The sequence below is a fragment of the Litorilinea aerophila genome, assembly GCF_006569185.2.
Classification (GTDB): domain Bacteria; phylum Chloroflexota; class Anaerolineae; order Caldilineales; family Caldilineaceae; genus Litorilinea; species Litorilinea aerophila.
In genome coordinates, this window is sequence record NZ_VIGC02000016.1 from 23,961 (window position 1) to 41,063 (window position 17,103).

Here is a 17,103-nt window from a genome sequence, read left to right on the forward strand (position 1 = left end):
TGGTTCGATTTGGAAAGGACCCATGGCGCCAGAAAAGAAAACGCCGCCACGAGACAAGCGAAATAACCGGACAGGCAACAGCGGCGGACAAGATCCCAAAGGGCCGGGCAATGGCAGCTTCCTGAGCCGGAGCTGGTTCTGGCTCGTCCTGGCCGTCTTGATCCTCTTCGGCTCCCGCTTCTTCCTGGGCCGCCCCACGGACACCTCCAACATGATCGGCCTCAACGAGGTGGCCCAGCACGTGCAGAACGGCGACGTGAACCGCATCGAAGTGCAGGGCGACCTGGTCACGGTGGTGTTGCGGGACGGCACCCCCCTGCGCAGCCGCAAGGAGACGGATCAAAGCCTGCTGGAGACATTGAAGACCCTGGGCGTGACCGAAGAGCAGCTTCAGGAGCTGCCCATCGACGTGGAGAGCGCGCCCAACAACGCGGCCATCTTCAACTGGCTGATCATGCTCCTGCCCATGATCCTGATCTTCGGCTTCTTCCTCTTCATCATGCGCCAGGCCGGGGGCGGCGGCCAGAACCGGGCCATGCAATTCGGCCGCAGCCGGGCGCGCAAGCTGGACAACGCCGATCGCCCGTCGGTGACCTTCGCCGACGTGGCCGGCTCCGACGAGGCCAAGCAGGAGCTCCAGGAAGTGGTGGAGTTCCTCAAGGAACCCCAGAAGTTTGCTGCCCTGGGCGCACGCATCCCCAAGGGCGTGCTCATGGTGGGCGCGCCCGGCACGGGCAAGACCCTGCTGGCCAAGGCGGTGGCCGGCGAAGCCGGCGTGCCCTTCTTCAGCAGCTCCGGCTCCGAGTTCGTGGAGATGTTCGTGGGCGTGGGCGCCAGCCGGGTGCGGGACCTCTTCGAGCAGGCCAAGAAAAACTCGCCCTGCATCATCTTCATCGACGAGATCGACGCGGTGGGTCGCCACCGGGGCGCCGGCCTGGGCGGCGGCAACGACGAGCGGGAGCAGACCCTCAACCAGATCCTGGTGGAGATGGACGGCTTCGACAGCGAAACCAACATCGTCATCATCGCTGCCACCAACCGGCCCGATATCCTGGACCCGGCCCTGCTGCGGCCCGGCCGCTTCGACCGCAAGGTGGTGGTGGATCGCCCAGACCGCCGGGGCCGCAAAGCCATTCTGGAAGTCCACACCCGGGGCAAACCCCTGGCGCCCGACGTGGACCTGGACGTGATCGCGGCCCAGACGCCCGGCATGGTGGGTGCCGACCTGGAGAACCTGGTCAACGAGGCGGCCATCCTGGCTGCCCGCCGCAACAAGCGCTCCATCGGCATGGATGAACTGGTGGAGTCCATCGAACGGGTGATGGCCGGCCCCGCCCGCCGCAGCCGGGTCCTCACGCCCGAGGATCGCAAGGTTGTGGCCTACCACGAGGCAGGCCACGCCATCGTCATGGAACACCTGGAACACGCGGACCGGGTCAGTAAAATCACCATCGTCAGCCGGGGGCAGGCCCTGGGTTACGTCATGCCCCTGCCGGCCGAAGACCGGACGCTGAAAAGCCGGGCCGAGTACGAAGACGAGCTGACCGGCCTGCTGGGCGGACGGGTGGCGGAAGAGCTCATCTTCGCCGAGCCCTCCACCGGCGCCACCAACGACCTGGAACGGGTGACCAAGCTGGCCAAGGCCATGGTGACCCGCTACGGGATGAGCGACGCCATTGGCCCCCTCCAGCTTCAGCGGGGCGATAGCAACCCCTTCATGGGCCTGGAGATCGGCGAACAACGCCCCTACAGCGAAGAGGTGGCCCGCCGCATCGACCAGGAAGTACGGCGCATCGTGGATGCCGCCTACATCCGGGCCCGGGATATCCTCACCAGCAACAAAGACAAGCTGGTTCTGCTGGCCGAAACGTTGCTGGAAAAAGAAGTGCTGGAACGCAAGGAGTTCCTGGCCCTCATCGGCAAGGCCCAGCCCTCCCAGAGCTGACGGCCACGAGGAGTTGTCGGGGCGGGTTCAGAACCCGCCCCCATTTTTTTTCTCCGATTTGTCCCAGCTTTTTGGAAAAGGTCAGGAGCTCTGCTAGCCGCGCCCACCCGATCCTCCGGGCCTGATTCCACAGCGGTCCTAAAGCCGCAGGCGGCCCCGTTTCCATACCCATTTCCATACGGGACCGCCTGCGTGCGGTATGGAAACCGCCCCTACCCGCCTTGCCAGGCACCCCGGACGCCCCCTGTTTCCCCAGAATTCGGAACGCACCCGGCCCCATTGCGGGCGTGATATTTACGCCAGACTGGACGAGGGTGTGGACGACGCCAGGGCAACGGCAATTTCAGCCGCGGCCCTGGCGTTGTTTTGGAGCAGGGCGATGTTGGTCTGCACGCTGCGCTCGCCGGTCAACTCGGCCAGGCGAGACAACAGAAACGGCGTGACCTCGGCCGAGCGCAGCTGGCGGGCTTCGGCCTCGGCCACGGCCTGCTGGATGGCCGGCTCGATCTCCGCGGCGGGAATTTCATGGGCCTCCGGCACCGGCACCGCTACCAGCAGGCCACCCGGCAGGCCCAGGGCTTGCTTGGCCCGCCAGAGCCTGGCCACTTCATCCGCGGAATCGCAACGGATATCCACCGGAAGGCCGCTGTCCCGGCTGTAAAACGCGGGGAAGACATCGGTGCCGAGACCGACCACCGTCACCCCGTGGGTTTCCAGGTACTCCAGGGTGGCCGGCAGGTCCAGGATGGCCTTGGCGCCGGCACAGACCACGATCACCGGCGTCTGGGCCAGCTCCTGGAGATCGGCGCTGACGTCGAAGGGGCCGCCCCGGTGCACCCCGCCGATGCCGCCGGTGGCAAAGACCTGGATGCCAAACCGATGGGCGATCCACATGGTGGCCGCCACGGTGGTGGCCCCATCCTCACCCCGCGCCACCACCACGGGCAGATCCCGGCGGCTGACCTTGCGGACATGGGGGGCGGTGGCCAGGTGGACGATCTGGCTGTCGTCCAGCCCGGCGACGAGCTGCCCACCGATGATGCCGACCGTGCGGGGGATGGCCCCATGCTCCCGGATGGTGGCCTCCATGGAGCGGGCCAGCTCCAGGTTCTGGGGATAGGGCAGACCGTGGGAAATGACGGTGGACTCCAGCGCCACCAGGGGCTGTGTTGGCTGGCTCATGCTTGCATCTGCCTTTCGATGGCCTGTCGGGCCGCCTCCAGGACGGCGGGCAGCTCAGAAGCGCGGACGCCGCCGCCCTGGGCGAAATCGGGTCGACCACCGCCACCACCGCCGAAAGGGCGCAACGCCTGTCGCAGCAGCGCGCCGGCGTCCAGGGGCATATCCGCCGAACGAGCCACGATCAGGCTCGCCTTCTCCTCCTGGATGCAGCCCAGCAGGGCCACGGTGGAAGATTCCTCCTGCAGCAGGCCGGCCAGGGTCTTGACGGCGGCGATCTCCTGGTCGGAGACGATGTGGGTGACCAGCCGCCAGGGGCCGAGGGGAACGGCCCGGGCCCGCAGGTCTGCCGCGGTGTGGCGCAGGAGCGCTTCCGTCAGGTGGGCCACCTGGGCCTGGAGCGCCTTCACCTGGTCCAGGTTACGGGCAATCAATGGGGGCACCTGGGCGGGTTCGGTGCTGAAGAGGGCCGCGGCTTCAGTCAGCAGTCGGTGGGTGGTCGCGTAGTGGCCATAGGCCCGGCGGCCACAGAGGAAGGTAAGCCGCGTCTGTCCCCGCCGACGTTCTGTGCGCAGGAACTTGATGGGACCGATTTCAGCCGTGGTCCGACAGTGGGTGCCGCCGCAGGCCGAATAGTCGAAGTCCGCAATTTCCACGATGCGGATCGCGCCACGAACTGCGGGCGGCCGGCGCAATGGCACACGGTCCAGTTCTGTCTCGTCGACAAAGTAGGCGGTGATGGGCCGATTTTCATAGACCAGGTCATTGGCCGCTCCTTCCGCTTCCTCCAGTTGCGCTGACGAGAGCGTCTCCACGTCCAGGTCCAGGGTGGACTCTTCGGCGCCAAAGTGCACAGAGACGGTCTCGTAGCCGAAGTGGCGATAGAAGACCTGGCTGATGAGATGCTGGCCGGAGTGCTGTTGCATGTGATCGTAGCGGCGGGGCCAGTCGATGACGCCGTGGAGGAGCTCCCCCGCCGCACGCCCGGTCAGGGGCGCATCCAGCAGGTGGTAGATGGTCCCATCGTCCCCCGCCACCACATCCACCACCTGTCGGTCAGCCAGGCGGCCGGTGTCGTGGGGTTGGCCGCCGGAGGTGGGGTAGAAACCGGTGCGATCCAGCAGCGCGGCCGGTCGGCCATGGAGGGTGGTAGTGGCCACCAGGGTCGCGTCGAATTCGGTCTGGTAGGCGTTCTCGTAGTACAGGCGAATGGTCATGGTGCCGGCTCGGTCATGCGCTTCCATTCCCCAAGGAGATCACGTGGGCGCCGGCAGCGGGCGGGCTGGTGTACACTTCCGGCCAAATGTTGGTGGCTTTGGGGTAGCGGTCAAAAATGGCGTCGGCCACGGCCTGTTCCTGGCCTGGGCGCACCAGGGCCACCGCGCAGCCGCCGAAGCCTGCCCCTGTCAGGCGGGCGCCGTAGCAGCCAGGCACGCTGACCATGGCCTCCACCATGGCGTCCAGTGCAGGGCTGCTGACCTCGTAGTCGTCCCGCAGGCTGGCGTGGCTGGCGTTCATCAGCCGCCCCACCTCGTCCAGCCGTCCCTGTTCCAGCGCGGCCACCGTCTGAAGCACCCGCTCGTTTTCGTGGACCACATGTCGACAGCGCCGGTAGACCAGGGGCGGCAAGAGATCCCGGTTGGCTTCCAATTGTTCGCCGGTCACATCTCGCAGGGCCTGGATGGCGGGCAGTCGCTGGCGTAACAGGGCCACCCCTTCTTCGCACTGACGGCGCCGCTCGTTGTAGGCGCTGCCGGCCAGGGAACGGCTGGCCTTGGTGTTCCCGATGACCAGGGACGCTTCGGCGGGAAAAGGAATGAGGCGATAGTCCAGGCTGCGGCAATCGATGAGCAGGGCATGGCCCTCCTGCCCCAGGACGCTGATGAACTGATCCATGATGCCACAGTTGACCCCGACGAACTGGTTTTCCGCACGCTGGGCGGCCTGGGCCAGCTGCGGACCGGTCAGGGCGCCCTCCTGGCCGGCCACCGCCAGGAAGGCCCGGGCTGTGGCCACCTCCAGCGCGGCCGAACTGCTCAGGCCGCTGGCCCGGGGGACGTTGCCGCTGATCAGCGCATCCATGCCGGTCAGGGGAATGCCCCGTTCCTGCAGGGCCCAGGCCACGCCCTGGACGTAGTTGGCCCACAACACGTCGTCGTTGTAGGCCAGCGCGTCCAGGTGGAATTCGTACCAGGCGTCGTACTCCAGGGAAAAGAGGCGAACATGGCGATCTTCCCGGGGACGGGCCACCAGCCGCACGTCCCGCTTGATGGCCACGGGCAGGACGAAGCCGTCGTTGTAGTCCGTGTGTTCGCCGATCAGGTTGACACGGCCGGGCCCCACGGCGATGAGGGCCGGCCGGCCGCCAAAGCGGCGCTCGAATTCTTCGATCAGGGATTGATTGCGCGAATCCAAAGAGGTGGTCATCTAGGGCCTTTCCGCTGATGATTGCGTTCCTGTGTGGGGCGTGTTGGCTGGTCCCCCATGCCCGGCGTTTCTGTGGACCAACAACGCGTAGAGATTCAGGTTTCCTTCTTTGCCGTCAGAACGAAAGTGATCGACCATGACCAGGCCCGCGTCCTGAGCCAGGCATTCCATTTCAGCAGCATCGATCTGATGGACATAGCGAACGGCCAGCGCCCCTTGTCGCCAGGGGAGCAGCGCGTCACCGGTCTCCACATCCGCCGCGGTGAGGCCCACTTGCTCCCAGGCCAGCTGGCGGGCGACCAGCCGGTCACTGGCCAGAAATTGCCAGCTGGAGACCACCAGGCGGCCCGTCGGCGCTGTCAGCCGGGCCAGATCCCTCATCACCCGCTGGCGGAGGTTGTAGCCGGGCATGTGCTGCAGGGTCGCCAGGCAGCAGACCAGATCGAAGCCGGGCGAGGAAGCCAGGGACGCCGTCCAGTCGGGCCGGGCAATGTCCGCCTGGATCAGGTGCAGCCGGGTGTGGCGCAGGGAGGCGGCCCGATCCTGGGCCCGGGCCAGCAGGGTGGCGTTGCCATCCACACCGGTGTATTCCACCGGCTGGCCCAGGGTGTCCAGCAGGGCGGCCAGTCGGCCGTTACCACAGCCGACGTCCGCCACCCGCAGCGGTCGATCGGCCGGGACAGGGGGGACCCACTGCAACAGGCGCGCCAGGCCCGGCGTCCAGCCCTGTCGAGTCTGGTCGAAATGGGCGGCGACGGTGATGTAAAAGCTACGATTCAACGACAATAACTGTTCTTGAATCGCTTCCTCCATCTGGTGCTTCATCGTTTTCAATGGCCGTTTTCAATGGGAGATGGCCGTCCCCCTGACCACATGCGCGATAGCGTATGATATAATCTGCAGGGGTAAGATCCCTGTTTCAGCCGTTCACGATTTCGGCGCGGAGTCGACACCCTCAGATGCCAGGACAGGCGGAACGGAGCCGCATCTGAGAATGCCCACTCCGCAGATGAGCAACAATGCCATGAAACGTGTATTGAGTCCTGATGAAATTCCAGTCGATGTGCTGGAAAAGAGCCGCGAGTGGCAACAGCGCCGGGCCAATTTTGACCCGGCTGCCCACAGCGCCGAGCTCTACGCCATCTTCCAGGAAATCCTGAAAGTGCCCGAGGCCGAATGGGACAGTCGGACCAGTCTGCGCCCTATTTTATCCCGCTTTCCCAAGGACGGCAAAGGATTTTACTCCAAGCCGGACCTCATCGCCGGCTACCGGCACCTGGTCGCGGAGGGCGATCTGGATCCTGACCCGGTCCTGATGCAGCGGATCCGCATGAAGCCCATGCGCACCCAGAGCGGCGTGGCGCCGGTCACGGTGCTGACCGCGCCGGCCGGCTGCCCGGGAAAGTGCATCTTCTGCCCGGACGACTGGCGCATGCCCAAAAGCTACATCTACGACGAGCCGGGCTGCCAGCGGGCAGAACGGGACGGCTTCGACCCCTACAAACAGACCCTGGGGCGCATCCGCGCCTTCGAGAGCATCGGCCACGACGCCGCCAAGGTGGAGCTCCTCATCCTGGGGGGCACCTGGAGCGCCTACAGCCGGGACTATCGGGAGTGGTTCGTGCGGCGCTGCTTCGACGCCATGAACGCGGCGGGGGATCCCGACTACCAGGACGCAGCTACCCTGGAAGAAGCCCAGCGCCGCAACGTCCATGCCGCGCACCGCAACGTGGGCCTGGTCATCGAAACCCGCCCGGACTGGATCACGCCGGACGAGATCCGCCACCTGCGCAAACTGGGCGTCACCAAGGTCCAGATCGGCGTGCAGAGCCTGGACGACGAGATCCTGGCCCTCAACAAGCGGGGCCACGACGTGGCCAGTGTCCGCCACGCCCTGGGCCTGCTGCGGACGGCAGGCTTCAAGCTGCACCTGCACTGGATGCCCAACCTGTACGGCGCCACGCCGGAGAAGGACCGGGCCGATTTTGCCCGCTTCTTCGACGACCCGGCCATCCGCCCGGACGAGCTCAAGATCTACCCCTGCTCCCTCATCGCCGGCACCGAGCTCTACGAGCGCTGGCTGGCCGGCGACTATCGGCCCTACAGCCTGGACGAACTGGTGGATCTGCTGGCGGACATCAAGCCCACCATCCCGCCCTACACCCGCATCAACCGCCTCTTCCGGGACATCCCCGCCCACCATATCCAGGCGGGCGTCAAACTTAGCAACCTGCGGGAAGTGGTCCACCAGGAGCTGCGCCGCCGGGGCCAGCGCTGCGGCTGCATCCGCTGCCGGGAGGTCAAGCAGCACACGGTGTCCGAAGAGGAGCTGGAGCTCCAGGTCTACAGCTACGACACGGACCTGACCCGGGAGCACTTCCTGCACTTTGTGACCCGGGCGGACAGCGCCCACCCGGGCCTGATCGCCGGTTTCCTGCGCCTGAGCCTGCCCCGGGAGCCTGGAGTGGGCAGCCGCGCGTTCATTGACGAAATCCGGGATTCGGCCATGATTCGGGAGGTGCACGTCTACGGCCCGGCCCTCTCCATCGGCAAGGAGAGCATGGGCCAGGCCCAACATCGGGGTCTGGGGACACGGCTGCTGGAAGCCGCCAGGGAGATCAGCCGCCAGGCCGGTTTCAAGCGCATCAGCGTCATCGCCGCCACCGGCACCCAGGCCTACTATGCGGAACGGGGCTTCGAGCCCGGCGAACTGTACATGCACGCGGGGCTGTGAGGGTGTGAGAGGCGTGGTGCGTGGCCCCTGAGAGATGCCCACGCACCACGGCAAGCCCTGGGTTTCCTGACACCCACAACGATCAAGCTTCTTCTTCCGTCCCGGCGAGTATCTCCACGATCCGGTCCACGATCTTTTCGGCCACCTCCACTTTGCTCATGAGGGGCAGGGTTTCAAAAGCGCCGCCGGCGCTGATGAGGGTGACCCGGTTGGTGTCCACGGCGAAGCCCGCGTCTGTTGCGCTCACATCGTTGGCCACCATGAGGGTGAGGCTCTTGCGCGCCAGTTTGGCCTGGGCATTCTGCAGCAGGTTCTCCGTCTCCGCGGCAAAACCCACCACCACCTGGGGGTGCCCCAGGCGTTGGCGTTGCCGGGCCACCTCGAGCAGGATGTCTGGATTGGCAGCCAGCGTCAGGGTGGGTGCACCGCCTTCCTTTTTGATCTTTTGCCCTGCGGCGGTGGCCGGTCGAAAGTCGGCTACTGCCGCAGCCATGATCAGAACATCCGCGTTCTGACACTCCGCCAGAACTGCTTCCAGCATTTCTTGGGCTGTGGCCACGGCCACCCGCCGGGCGCCGCTGGGCCAGGGCAGGCCGTCCACCGTAGTGATCAGCACCACATCTGCGCCCCGGTCCAGGGCCGCCTGGGCCACTGCGTACCCCTGCTTGCCGGAAGAGCGATTGGTCAGATACCGCACAGGGTCCAGGGGTTCCCGGGTTCCCCCGGCCGTGACCACCACCTTGCGCCCCTGCAGGGGGCCGCCCCGGGAGAGCAGGTAGCGAATCTCGCCCAGGATGGTGGCCGGCTCGCTCATCCGCCCCCGGGCCACCAGGCCGGATGCCAGGCGTCCTTCTTCCGGCCCCACGATGACTGCGCCCCGCTGTTGCAACGTCTGGAGATTGGCCAGGGTGGCCGGGTGGCTGGCCATGCCGCCGTCCATGGCCGGTGCCAGAAGCAGGGGGCAGGTGGCGGCCAGGGCAGCCAGGGTGAGGAGGTTGTCGGCCTGGCCGTGGGCAAGCCTGGCCAGGGTGTTGGCCGTGGCCGGCGCGATGACCAGCAGATGGGCCTCGTGGGCCAGCCCCACGTGGAGCACATGCCCCTCTCGCCCCCAGAGATCCTCGTCGGTGTAGGCCCTACGGCCGGTAACCGACTGGAAGGTAAGGGGGGTGATGAAGCGGGTGGCAGCCTGGGTCAGGATCACGTCCACCTGGGCGCCAGCCTGGTGGAGCTTGCTGGCCAGATCGGCCGCCTTGTACGAGGCGATGCTGCCGGTGACGCCTAGAAGGAGCCGCTTGTGATGGAACAGTGGGATGGTCATGGGAACTCCCCAGGTTGGGCGGAAGATGGTTACTTGTTCAGGTTGTAGATGAGATAGAGACCGTCCAGGGTGAGCCAGGGCGCGATGATGTCGATGACTTCGGTTTCGCTGGCAATCAAGGGGGCCAGCCCGCCTGTGGCAATGACCTTGGTCTGTGGGCCCAGTTCCGCCTTGAAACGGGCCACCATGCCTTCCACCAGGCCCACGTAACCGAAGAGCAGGCCGGACTGCATGGAGTGGACGGTGTTGCGGCCGATGACCGAGGGCGGGCGGACGATGTCCACTTTGGGCAGCTTGGCCGCGCGCTGGGCCAGGGCATCGGCCGCGATGCCGATGCCGGGGGCGATGGCGCCGCCCAGGTACTCGCCGGCCGCGGTGATGGCCTCGAAGGTGGTGGCCGTGCCGAAGTCCACGATGCAGAGAGGACCGCCGTAGCGGTGGTAGGCGGCCGCGGCATCCACCACCCGGTCCGCCCCCACCGCGTCCGGGTTGTCGTAGAGGATGGTCAGGCCTGTCTCCATGCGGGCGCCCACAATGAGGGGCTCGCAGTTCAGGTAGCGCTGGCAGACCTCCCGCCAGCGGCTGGTGAGGACGGGCACGCCGGAAGCAATGGCCACGCCCTGGATGGCCTCCGGACGGACGCCGGCGTAGGAGAGCAGGCTCAGGAGTTGCATGGCGTATTCGTCGGGCATGCGCTCGTGATCGGTGGCCAGGCGCCAGTGGGGTCCCAGGGCTTCGTCCTCGTAGACGCCGAGCATGATATTGGTATTGCCGATATCAATGCAAAGTAACATGGTGGCTCTCCCTTTGGGATGGCTGGAGTGGGCATCGGGGGCATGCAGCGAATCACCGCCAGTTTACCCGGAATTCTCGTTCCCCACAATCTGCCCATTCCCCATCGTGGCTTTCCTCGCCCTCCCTTCACCCGCCGGGATGAGGCATCATCGGGCGGCACCCATCCGCCCCTACCGCAAACCGGTGCCCTTTCGCGATGGGTGACAGCAGGCGGGCACGGCGGCCCGCCCCCACGGGAACAGGGGGCGAAAAATCTGTGTTCATCTGTGAAATCGGGGGCTCCACAATGGAGTCCATGATTCACCGGCGGTTTGATTCAGAGGCGGCCAGGAACCTGTGATAAGATTGAAAGTATTATTTTCTGGCCTGATCCATGCCGTGGAGGGGAAACGACCCATGGATGTCAAACGGCTTACCGCCATATCCCTGGGGCACTTTGCCATCGATATCCTGAACTCGTCCATCGCCATGATCCTGACCGCGGTGGCGGGCATCTTCGACCTCAGCGTCAGCCAGATTGGTCTGGGGGCCATGATCTACACTTTTGCCGCCTCCCTGACCCAGCCCCTCTTCGGCATGGTGGCCGACCGGCTGCGGGGCCGCTATCTGGGGGCCATCGGGCTGCTGTGGACCATGACCTTCTATGCGCTGGCGCCCCTCATGCCCTCTTACCCGGCCCTGGTCCTCTGCCTGACCATCGGCGCCCTGGGCAGCGGGGCTTTTCATCCAGTAGGCATCGTCAACGCGGCTGCGTCGGGCGGCCGCTACCCCACCACGGCCACCTCCATCTTCTTCGTCCTGGGGCAGACAGGCCTGGCAGTGGGCCCCATCCTGGCCGGTATCGTCCTGCAGACCCTGGGGGTGGCCGGCCTGCCCTATCTGGCCCTCATCATGGCGCCGGTGGTGCTCCTCATGGCGGTCAACCTGCGCCAGCCCATTGCCGAGGAGCGAACCCCGCCCGCTCCGGCCCGGCCCCCTTCCACCCCGGCGACCAGCCGGGTAGCATCGGGGCGAGCCGCCAGCAACACCCTGATCGTCACGGCCTTCATCCTGCTCATCGCCCTGCGCTCCACCACCCTCCAGAGCTACGTGACCCTGTTGCCGAAATATTTCGACGACCTGGGGTACGCGCCGGCCCTCTACGGCACCATGGTGGGCGTCTTCAGCTTCGCAGGCGCCATGGGCACCTTCCTGGGAGGCTACCTGGGAGATCGCTTCAACCGCCGGCAGGTCATCTTCCTCTCCATGGTGGCCAGCGTTCCCTTTTCCTACGGGCTGCTCCATCTGGAGGGGTGGGGCTTTTTCATCATGGCCGCGGTGGCCGGCGCTGCCCTCAACATTCCCCACAGCATCCTCCTGATCATGGCCCAGCGCCTGCTGCCTGCCCGCAAGGGCATGATCGGCGGGGCCGTCCTGGGCTTCATGTTTGCCAGCGGCGCGGCCACCGCCTGGCTGGCCAGCTGGTTTGCGGACCTGGTGGGCCTGGGTACGGTGTTGAACTGGCTGGCCCTGGTGCCCATGGGGGCGGGGCTGTGCGCCCTGGTGCTGCCCTCCACCCGAGCCGCCCCCGCCCCGGCCCGGCCGGCCACCCCCGCGGCAGCCGATTGATCGATTGCTCCGCACCGGTTTTAATAATTTAGACATATAAATTTGACAAAAGTGGCGAGGGCGTGTTATTCTGCTTGACCAGGGACCCCCAACGGCGTATCCGAGTCAAGGCTGGATGCGCCGTGGCCCGACCCGCGTTCGTAGCGCCCGGCAAAGTCCCTCGGAGCGTTTCACCAGGCTTATGACGGCGCGGTCCCCAGTCGACTGGAATGTTGAAGCCCGAGTGGGCAAAACCAGCTCGAACTGTGGGATGGAGGGCATCGGGGAAAGAGGCGCCAGCAAGCAGGGAGCCGGCCAGCCCGGCACCAGAGAGGACACCATGACTGTGGGAGCCATTCGAGACCGTGAAAGCCCGACCTGGACGATCATCGAATACCTGCAGCGCAAGGGATCGGCCACCATCAAAGAGTTGGAAGATCTGTTGGGGGTGACCACCACCGCTGTTCGGCAGCATCTCAGCAGTCTGCTGGCAGAGGGCTACGTGGCCCGCAGCCGGGTCCACTCGGGCGTGGGACGGCCCCATCACGTCTACACCATCACAGAAAAGGCCCATGAACTCTTTGCCTGTCATTGTGACGATCTGGCCCTGACGTTGTTGGAGGAAGTCTTCGCGCTGGAGGGCCCGGAGCGAACCCAGCTGTTGCTGGGGCGGGTTGGCAGCCGCCTGGCCCAACGCTATGCGGACACGGTGCGCTCCACCGCGCTGCAGCAGCGGGTCGAAGAACTGGCCGCCGCACTCTACCGGAATGGCGTCCTGACGGACGTGGTGGCGGGCGACGACGATACCTTCATCTTAAAGACCTACAACTGCCCATACCACGAGTTGGCCCAGGAGCATCGGGACATCTGCGACATGGACAAAGATATGATGCGCCAGGTCTTGGGCTCCAACGTCAACCTCAGCACCTGCATGATGGACGGACACACCGGCTGTTCCTTCATCATCTCGCCCCGGGTTGAGCCAGCCGGGCAGGAGGAAAGCTGAGTCCGTTCGCTTCAATCATTTGATTTCACAGGATCCATTTGTCACTAACTGGACCAATTTTGACCCAATTTTGTATGTATCCATTCGTTAAGGAGCAGACTGAACTATGAGCGTACTTGAGATTCGCAATCTTCACGCCGCGGTGGAAGATAACGAAATCCTGAAAGGGGTGAACCTGACCCTGCGCAGCGGCGAGATCCATGCGCTGATGGGCCCCAACGGCTCCGGCAAGTCCACCCTCGCCTATGTGATTGCCGGCCACCCCCACTACGAGGTGACCGAAGGGGACATCCTGCTGGACGGAGAGAGCATCCTGGACATGGAGGCCGACGAGCGGGCCCGGGCCGGCATCTTCCTGGCCTTCCAGTATCCGGTGGCCATCCCCGGCGTGAGCGTTGCTAACTTCCTGCGCACGGCCGTCTCCAACGTGCGAGGCTACACCGAGCAGGCCAAGAAAAACGAGGGCGGCGTCATCGGCAGCAACCTGATGCCCATGCGGGAGTTCCGGCGGGAGCTCAACGCCAAGATGAAGGAATACAACGTCGATCCCAGCTTCGCCCGCCGCTACCTGAATGACGGCTTCTCCGGCGGCGAGAAGAAGCGCACCGAGGTGCTGCAGATGGCCATGTTGGAACCCAAGTTTGCCATCCTGGACGAGTCGGACTCGGGCCTGGACATCGACGCCTTGCGGGTGGTGGCCGACGGCATCAACAAGCTGGCCACCCCGGACCGGGGCTTCCTGTTGATCACCCACTACCAGCGCATTCTGAACTATGTGAAGCCCCACTACGTGAGCATCTTCTACGACGGCCGCATCGTTAAGACGGGTGGCCCCGAAGTTGCCCACATGTTGGAGGAACGGGGCTACGGCTGGGTGGAGCAGGAGTTCAAGGACGCCCAGTCTGTGGCGGCCTGAAACGGCCGACGTTTCGCCCCTCCCCCTGGCCCTGGAGGGTCCAGCCGGGATGAGGCCCAGAGCGCTAATGACAAGTGAGTGGTGCGTGCCAGCACTGAGGAGGACACATGGCCACACAAGCAGATCGTGAACAACTTGCCGGCGTCAAAGAGGAATACCGCTATGGGTTCCACGACGACATTCAGCCGGTCTTCAAGGCCGAACGAGGCCTGAGCCATAAAGTCATCGACCAGATTTCCGACCAGAAGAACGAGCCGGACTGGATGCGCCAGTTCCGCCATGAGGCGCTGGACATCTTCCTGTCCAAGCCCCTGCCCACCTGGGGTGCGGATCTGAGCGGCATTAACTTCGATGAGATCTACTACTACCTGCGCCCCACCGAGGGCCAGGGCCGCTCCTGGGATGAAGTGCCCGAGAGCATCAAGAACACCTTCGAACGCCTGGGCATCCCCGAGGCCGAGCGCAAGTTCCTGGCCGGCGTGGGCGCCCAGTACGACTCGGAGGTGGTCTACCACAGCCTGCGCCAGGAGTGGGAAAAGTTGGGCGTCATCTTCCTGGACATGGACAGCGGCCTGCGGGAGCACGAAGACATCGTGCGGGAGTACTTCGCCACGGTCATCCCGGCAGCCGACAACAAGTTCGCCGCGCTCAACAGCGCCGTCTGGAGCGGCGGCAGCTTCGTCTACGTGCCCAAGGGCGTCCATGTGGACATTCCCCTGCAGGCCTACTTCCGCATCAACGCCCAGAACATGGGCCAGTTTGAGCGCACCCTGATCATCGTGGAAGAGGGCGCCAGCGTCCACTACGTGGAGGGCTGCACCGCGCCCATCTACAGCAGCAACAGCCTGCACAGCGCGGTGGTGGAGATCATCGTCAAGAAGAATGCCCGCTGCCGCTACACCACCATCCAGAACTGGAGCACCGACGTCTACAACCTGGTGACCAAGCGGGCCGTCGCCTACGAAGGGGCCACCATGGAGTGGATCGACGGCAACCTGGGCAGCAAGGTGACCATGAAGTACCCGGCCGTCTACATGATGGGCCCCAAGGCCCACGGTGAGATCCTGTCCATCGCCTTTGCCGGCCATGGCCAGCACCAGGACGCCGGCGGCAAGGTCATCCACGCTGCGCCCTACACCAGCTCCAAGATCGTCTCCAAGTCCATCAGCAAGGATGGCGGCCGGGCCAGCTATCGGGGCCTGCTGCGGGTCGCCAAAGGCGCCCACCACAGCAAGAGCAACGTGGTCTGCGACGCCCTGCTGCTGGATGAAAAGAGCCGCTCGGACACCTATCCCTACATCGAGATCGAAGAGGACAACGTGAGCGTCGGCCACGAGGCGTCCGTCAGCAAGATCGGGGAAGAGCAGCTCTTCTACCTGATGAGCCGTGGGATCAGCGAAGATGAGGCAGCCGCCATGATCGTGGGTGGCTTCATCGAACCGCTGGTCAAGGAACTCCCCATGGAATACGCGGTGGAGATGAACCGCCTGATCCAACTGCAGATGGAAGGCACCATCGGCTAATCGAACGCGATGACGGGATGCGTAATCCGCTCCGGCGACGCTGCCAGGAGGCTTCAATCCCGGGGCAGATTGCGCATCCCGCCTGATTGCATACGGAGGAAACAACGTGGGCGTACTCGTTCAAGACAGCACGACCGAAAAGACCCCAGAAGCGCTTTCCGCTTTTAGCGAGGAGAGCGTACGCGCCCTTTCGGCGGCGCGCCAGGAGCCAGAGTGGATGTTGAACTTCCGCCTGGACGCCTGGCGGCAGTTCCAGGCCCTTCCCTGGCCCCAACCGACCGACGAAGCCTGGCGGCGCACCCGCCTCACCGGCTTCAAGCTGGAAAACTTCCAGCCCTACGCCCGGCCCTCTGGAAACGGGGCGGCCAGCGTATCCCCCCAAATCCAGAACGAGCTGGATGAAATGGACAGCGCGGCCAGCCTTGTCTTCCAGGACAGCGCGGTGATCTACCGGGATGTCAGCGAAGATCTGGCCGGCAAGGGGGTCATCTTTACCGACCTGCAGCAGGCTGTCCAGCAGCATCCAGAATTAATCCAGAAATATTTCATGACCGAAGTGGTCCGGCCGGACCGCAACAAGTTCACCGCCCTCCACGCCGCCCTGTGGGACAGCGGCACCTTCATCTACGTGCCCAAGAACACCCGGGTGGAGCTGCCCCTGCAGGTGATCCTGAACCAGGCCAGCGGCAAGGTGGGCAGCTATCACCACACCCTGCTGGTCGCCGAGGAAGGCGCCGAGGTGACGGTGGTGGACGACCTGCTGGGCGGCAAGGACGGCCTTCAGAGCAGTGTAGTGGAACTCCACCTGGGCGACAACAGCGTGGTGCGCTACATGAACCTGCAGGACTTCGACCACTCCACCTGGAATTTCCTGACCGGGCGAGCGGCCATGGGCCGCAACAGCGACCTGCGCTGGATCCAGGTGAGCTGGGGCAGCCGCCTGACCAAGGCGTTCCTGGACGTGGACCTGATGGGCGAAGGCGGCCACGCCGAGCTGTTGGGCATCTACTTCCCCACCGGCCGCCAGCATATCGACCACCAGACCCTGCAGCTGCACCGGGCACCCAACTGCTTCAGCGACCTGCTCTTCAACGGCGCGCTGAAGGACAAAGCCCGCAGCGTCTACATGGGGATCATCCGGGTCCTGCCCGGCGCCCAGAAGACCGACGCCTACCAGCGCAACGGCAACCTCATCCTGGATGAGGGCGCCCGGGCCGACAGCATTCCCGGCCTGGAAATCGAAGCGGACGACGTGCGCTGCACCCACGGTGCCACCGCCGCCCAGGTGGAGGATGAGTATGTCTTCTACCTCATGGCCCGGGGCCTCACTCGCCCCCAGGCGGAGCGCATGATCGTGCAGGGCTTCTTCCAGGCGGTGCTCGACCGGGTACCGGTGGAAAGCGTAGTCACCAAGCTGGAGCGGGTCATCGAGCGCAAAATCGGCGGCTGACGCCTGGCTCGCGCTTCGACAATTCGTGCCAGTCCGGGAGGGTGAGGAGAGGCCGGATGGTGAAGGCAGGTCCCTGACGGGTCTGCTGCGCCGGTACCCTTATCCTCCCGTTTCTTTTATCCGGCAGAGTAAGCCGGTGGGAGATACCCGATGAAGAGGTCCAGCCGCCAAAATGTTTTGCTCGAGCCTTCGGGCTGGGTTATGATGATGTGAAAATGGAATC

13 protein-coding genes are annotated in these 17,103 nt (G+C 65.1%); 7 read left to right on the plus strand and 6 right to left on the minus strand.

Going from position 1 to position 17,103, the window contains the following annotated elements:
- Positions 1-22 precede the first annotated feature (22 nt).
- Positions 23-1,945 carry an ATP-dependent zinc metalloprotease FtsH gene (ftsH, locus tag FKZ61_RS13325; RefSeq protein WP_211358554.1) on the plus strand — a complete coding sequence of 641 codons (1,923 nt, stop codon included), beginning with the start codon at positions 23-25 and terminating at the stop codon, positions 1,943-1,945.
- Between the two features lie 294 nt (positions 1,946-2,239).
- Here the strand turns inward: ftsH and FKZ61_RS13330 are convergent, their stop codons facing one another.
- Genes FKZ61_RS13330 through FKZ61_RS13345 form a run of 4 tightly spaced genes read right to left on the minus strand, consistent with a single transcriptional unit; the run spans position 2,240 to position 6,364 of the window.
- Positions 2,240-3,127 (minus strand): pseudouridine-5'-phosphate glycosidase, encoded by an 888-nt coding sequence (locus FKZ61_RS13330; protein ID WP_141610618.1) that lies wholly within the window; start codon positions 3,125-3,127, stop codon positions 2,240-2,242.
- Positions 3,124-4,341, minus strand: a complete 1,218-nt coding sequence (locus FKZ61_RS13335; protein ID WP_170199675.1) for an alanyl-tRNA editing protein — start codon at positions 4,339-4,341, stop codon at positions 3,124-3,126. The genes FKZ61_RS13330 and FKZ61_RS13335 overlap by 4 nt, the downstream gene beginning before the upstream one ends.
- 13 nt (positions 4,342-4,354) lie before the next feature.
- The gene (gene galK / locus FKZ61_RS13340; protein WP_141610620.1) at positions 4,355-5,551 is read right to left on the minus strand and encodes a galactokinase; all 1,197 of its coding nucleotides are present in this window, start codon (positions 5,549-5,551) and stop codon (positions 4,355-4,357) included.
- The gene (locus FKZ61_RS13345; protein ID WP_170199677.1) at positions 5,552-6,364 is read right to left on the minus strand and encodes a class I SAM-dependent methyltransferase; all 813 of its coding nucleotides are present in this window, start codon (positions 6,362-6,364) and stop codon (positions 5,552-5,554) included.
- Between the two features lie 211 nt (positions 6,365-6,575).
- Between FKZ61_RS13345 and FKZ61_RS13350 the strand changes: the two genes are divergently transcribed.
- Complete coding sequence (locus FKZ61_RS13350) at positions 6,576-8,285, plus strand: elongator complex protein 3 (RefSeq protein WP_229964249.1); 1,710 nt, start codon at positions 6,576-6,578, stop codon at positions 8,283-8,285.
- An 82-nt stretch (positions 8,286-8,367) separates the two neighbouring features.
- On the opposite strand, the gene coaBC is transcribed toward FKZ61_RS13350, so the two are convergent.
- Positions 8,368-9,603, minus strand: a complete 1,236-nt coding sequence (gene coaBC, locus FKZ61_RS13355; protein WP_141610623.1) for a bifunctional phosphopantothenoylcysteine decarboxylase/phosphopantothenate--cysteine ligase CoaBC — start codon at positions 9,601-9,603, stop codon at positions 8,368-8,370.
- Between the two features lie 29 nt (positions 9,604-9,632).
- The gene (locus tag FKZ61_RS13360; protein ID WP_141610624.1) at positions 9,633-10,397 is read right to left on the minus strand and encodes a type III pantothenate kinase; all 765 of its coding nucleotides are present in this window, start codon (positions 10,395-10,397) and stop codon (positions 9,633-9,635) included.
- A 397-nt stretch (positions 10,398-10,794) separates the two neighbouring features.
- Here FKZ61_RS13360 and FKZ61_RS13365 point away from each other — a divergent pair, with 397 nt between their 5' ends.
- From FKZ61_RS13365 to sufD, 5 genes are all read left to right on the plus strand, one after another.
- Complete coding sequence (locus FKZ61_RS13365; protein WP_141610625.1) at positions 10,795-12,006, plus strand: MFS transporter; 1,212 nt, start codon at positions 10,795-10,797, stop codon at positions 12,004-12,006.
- A gap of 319 nt (positions 12,007-12,325) precedes the next feature.
- A complete protein-coding gene (locus FKZ61_RS13370; protein WP_170199679.1) occupies positions 12,326-12,991 on the plus strand; it encodes a helix-turn-helix transcriptional regulator in 666 nt (221 codons plus the stop codon).
- 106 nt (positions 12,992-13,097) lie between these two features.
- Complete coding sequence (gene sufC, locus FKZ61_RS13375) at positions 13,098-13,907, plus strand: Fe-S cluster assembly ATPase SufC (protein WP_141610627.1); 810 nt, start codon at positions 13,098-13,100, stop codon at positions 13,905-13,907.
- Positions 13,908-14,014: 107 nt separating this feature from the next.
- On the plus strand, positions 14,015-15,430 hold the full coding sequence (gene sufB / locus FKZ61_RS13380; RefSeq protein WP_141610628.1) for a Fe-S cluster assembly protein SufB: 1,416 nt from the start codon (positions 14,015-14,017) through the stop codon (positions 15,428-15,430).
- A gap of 106 nt (positions 15,431-15,536) precedes the next feature.
- On the plus strand, positions 15,537-16,880 hold the full coding sequence (gene sufD / locus FKZ61_RS13385; protein ID WP_141610629.1) for a Fe-S cluster assembly protein SufD: 1,344 nt from the start codon (positions 15,537-15,539) through the stop codon (positions 16,878-16,880).
- Positions 16,881-17,103: the final 223 nt, after the last annotated feature.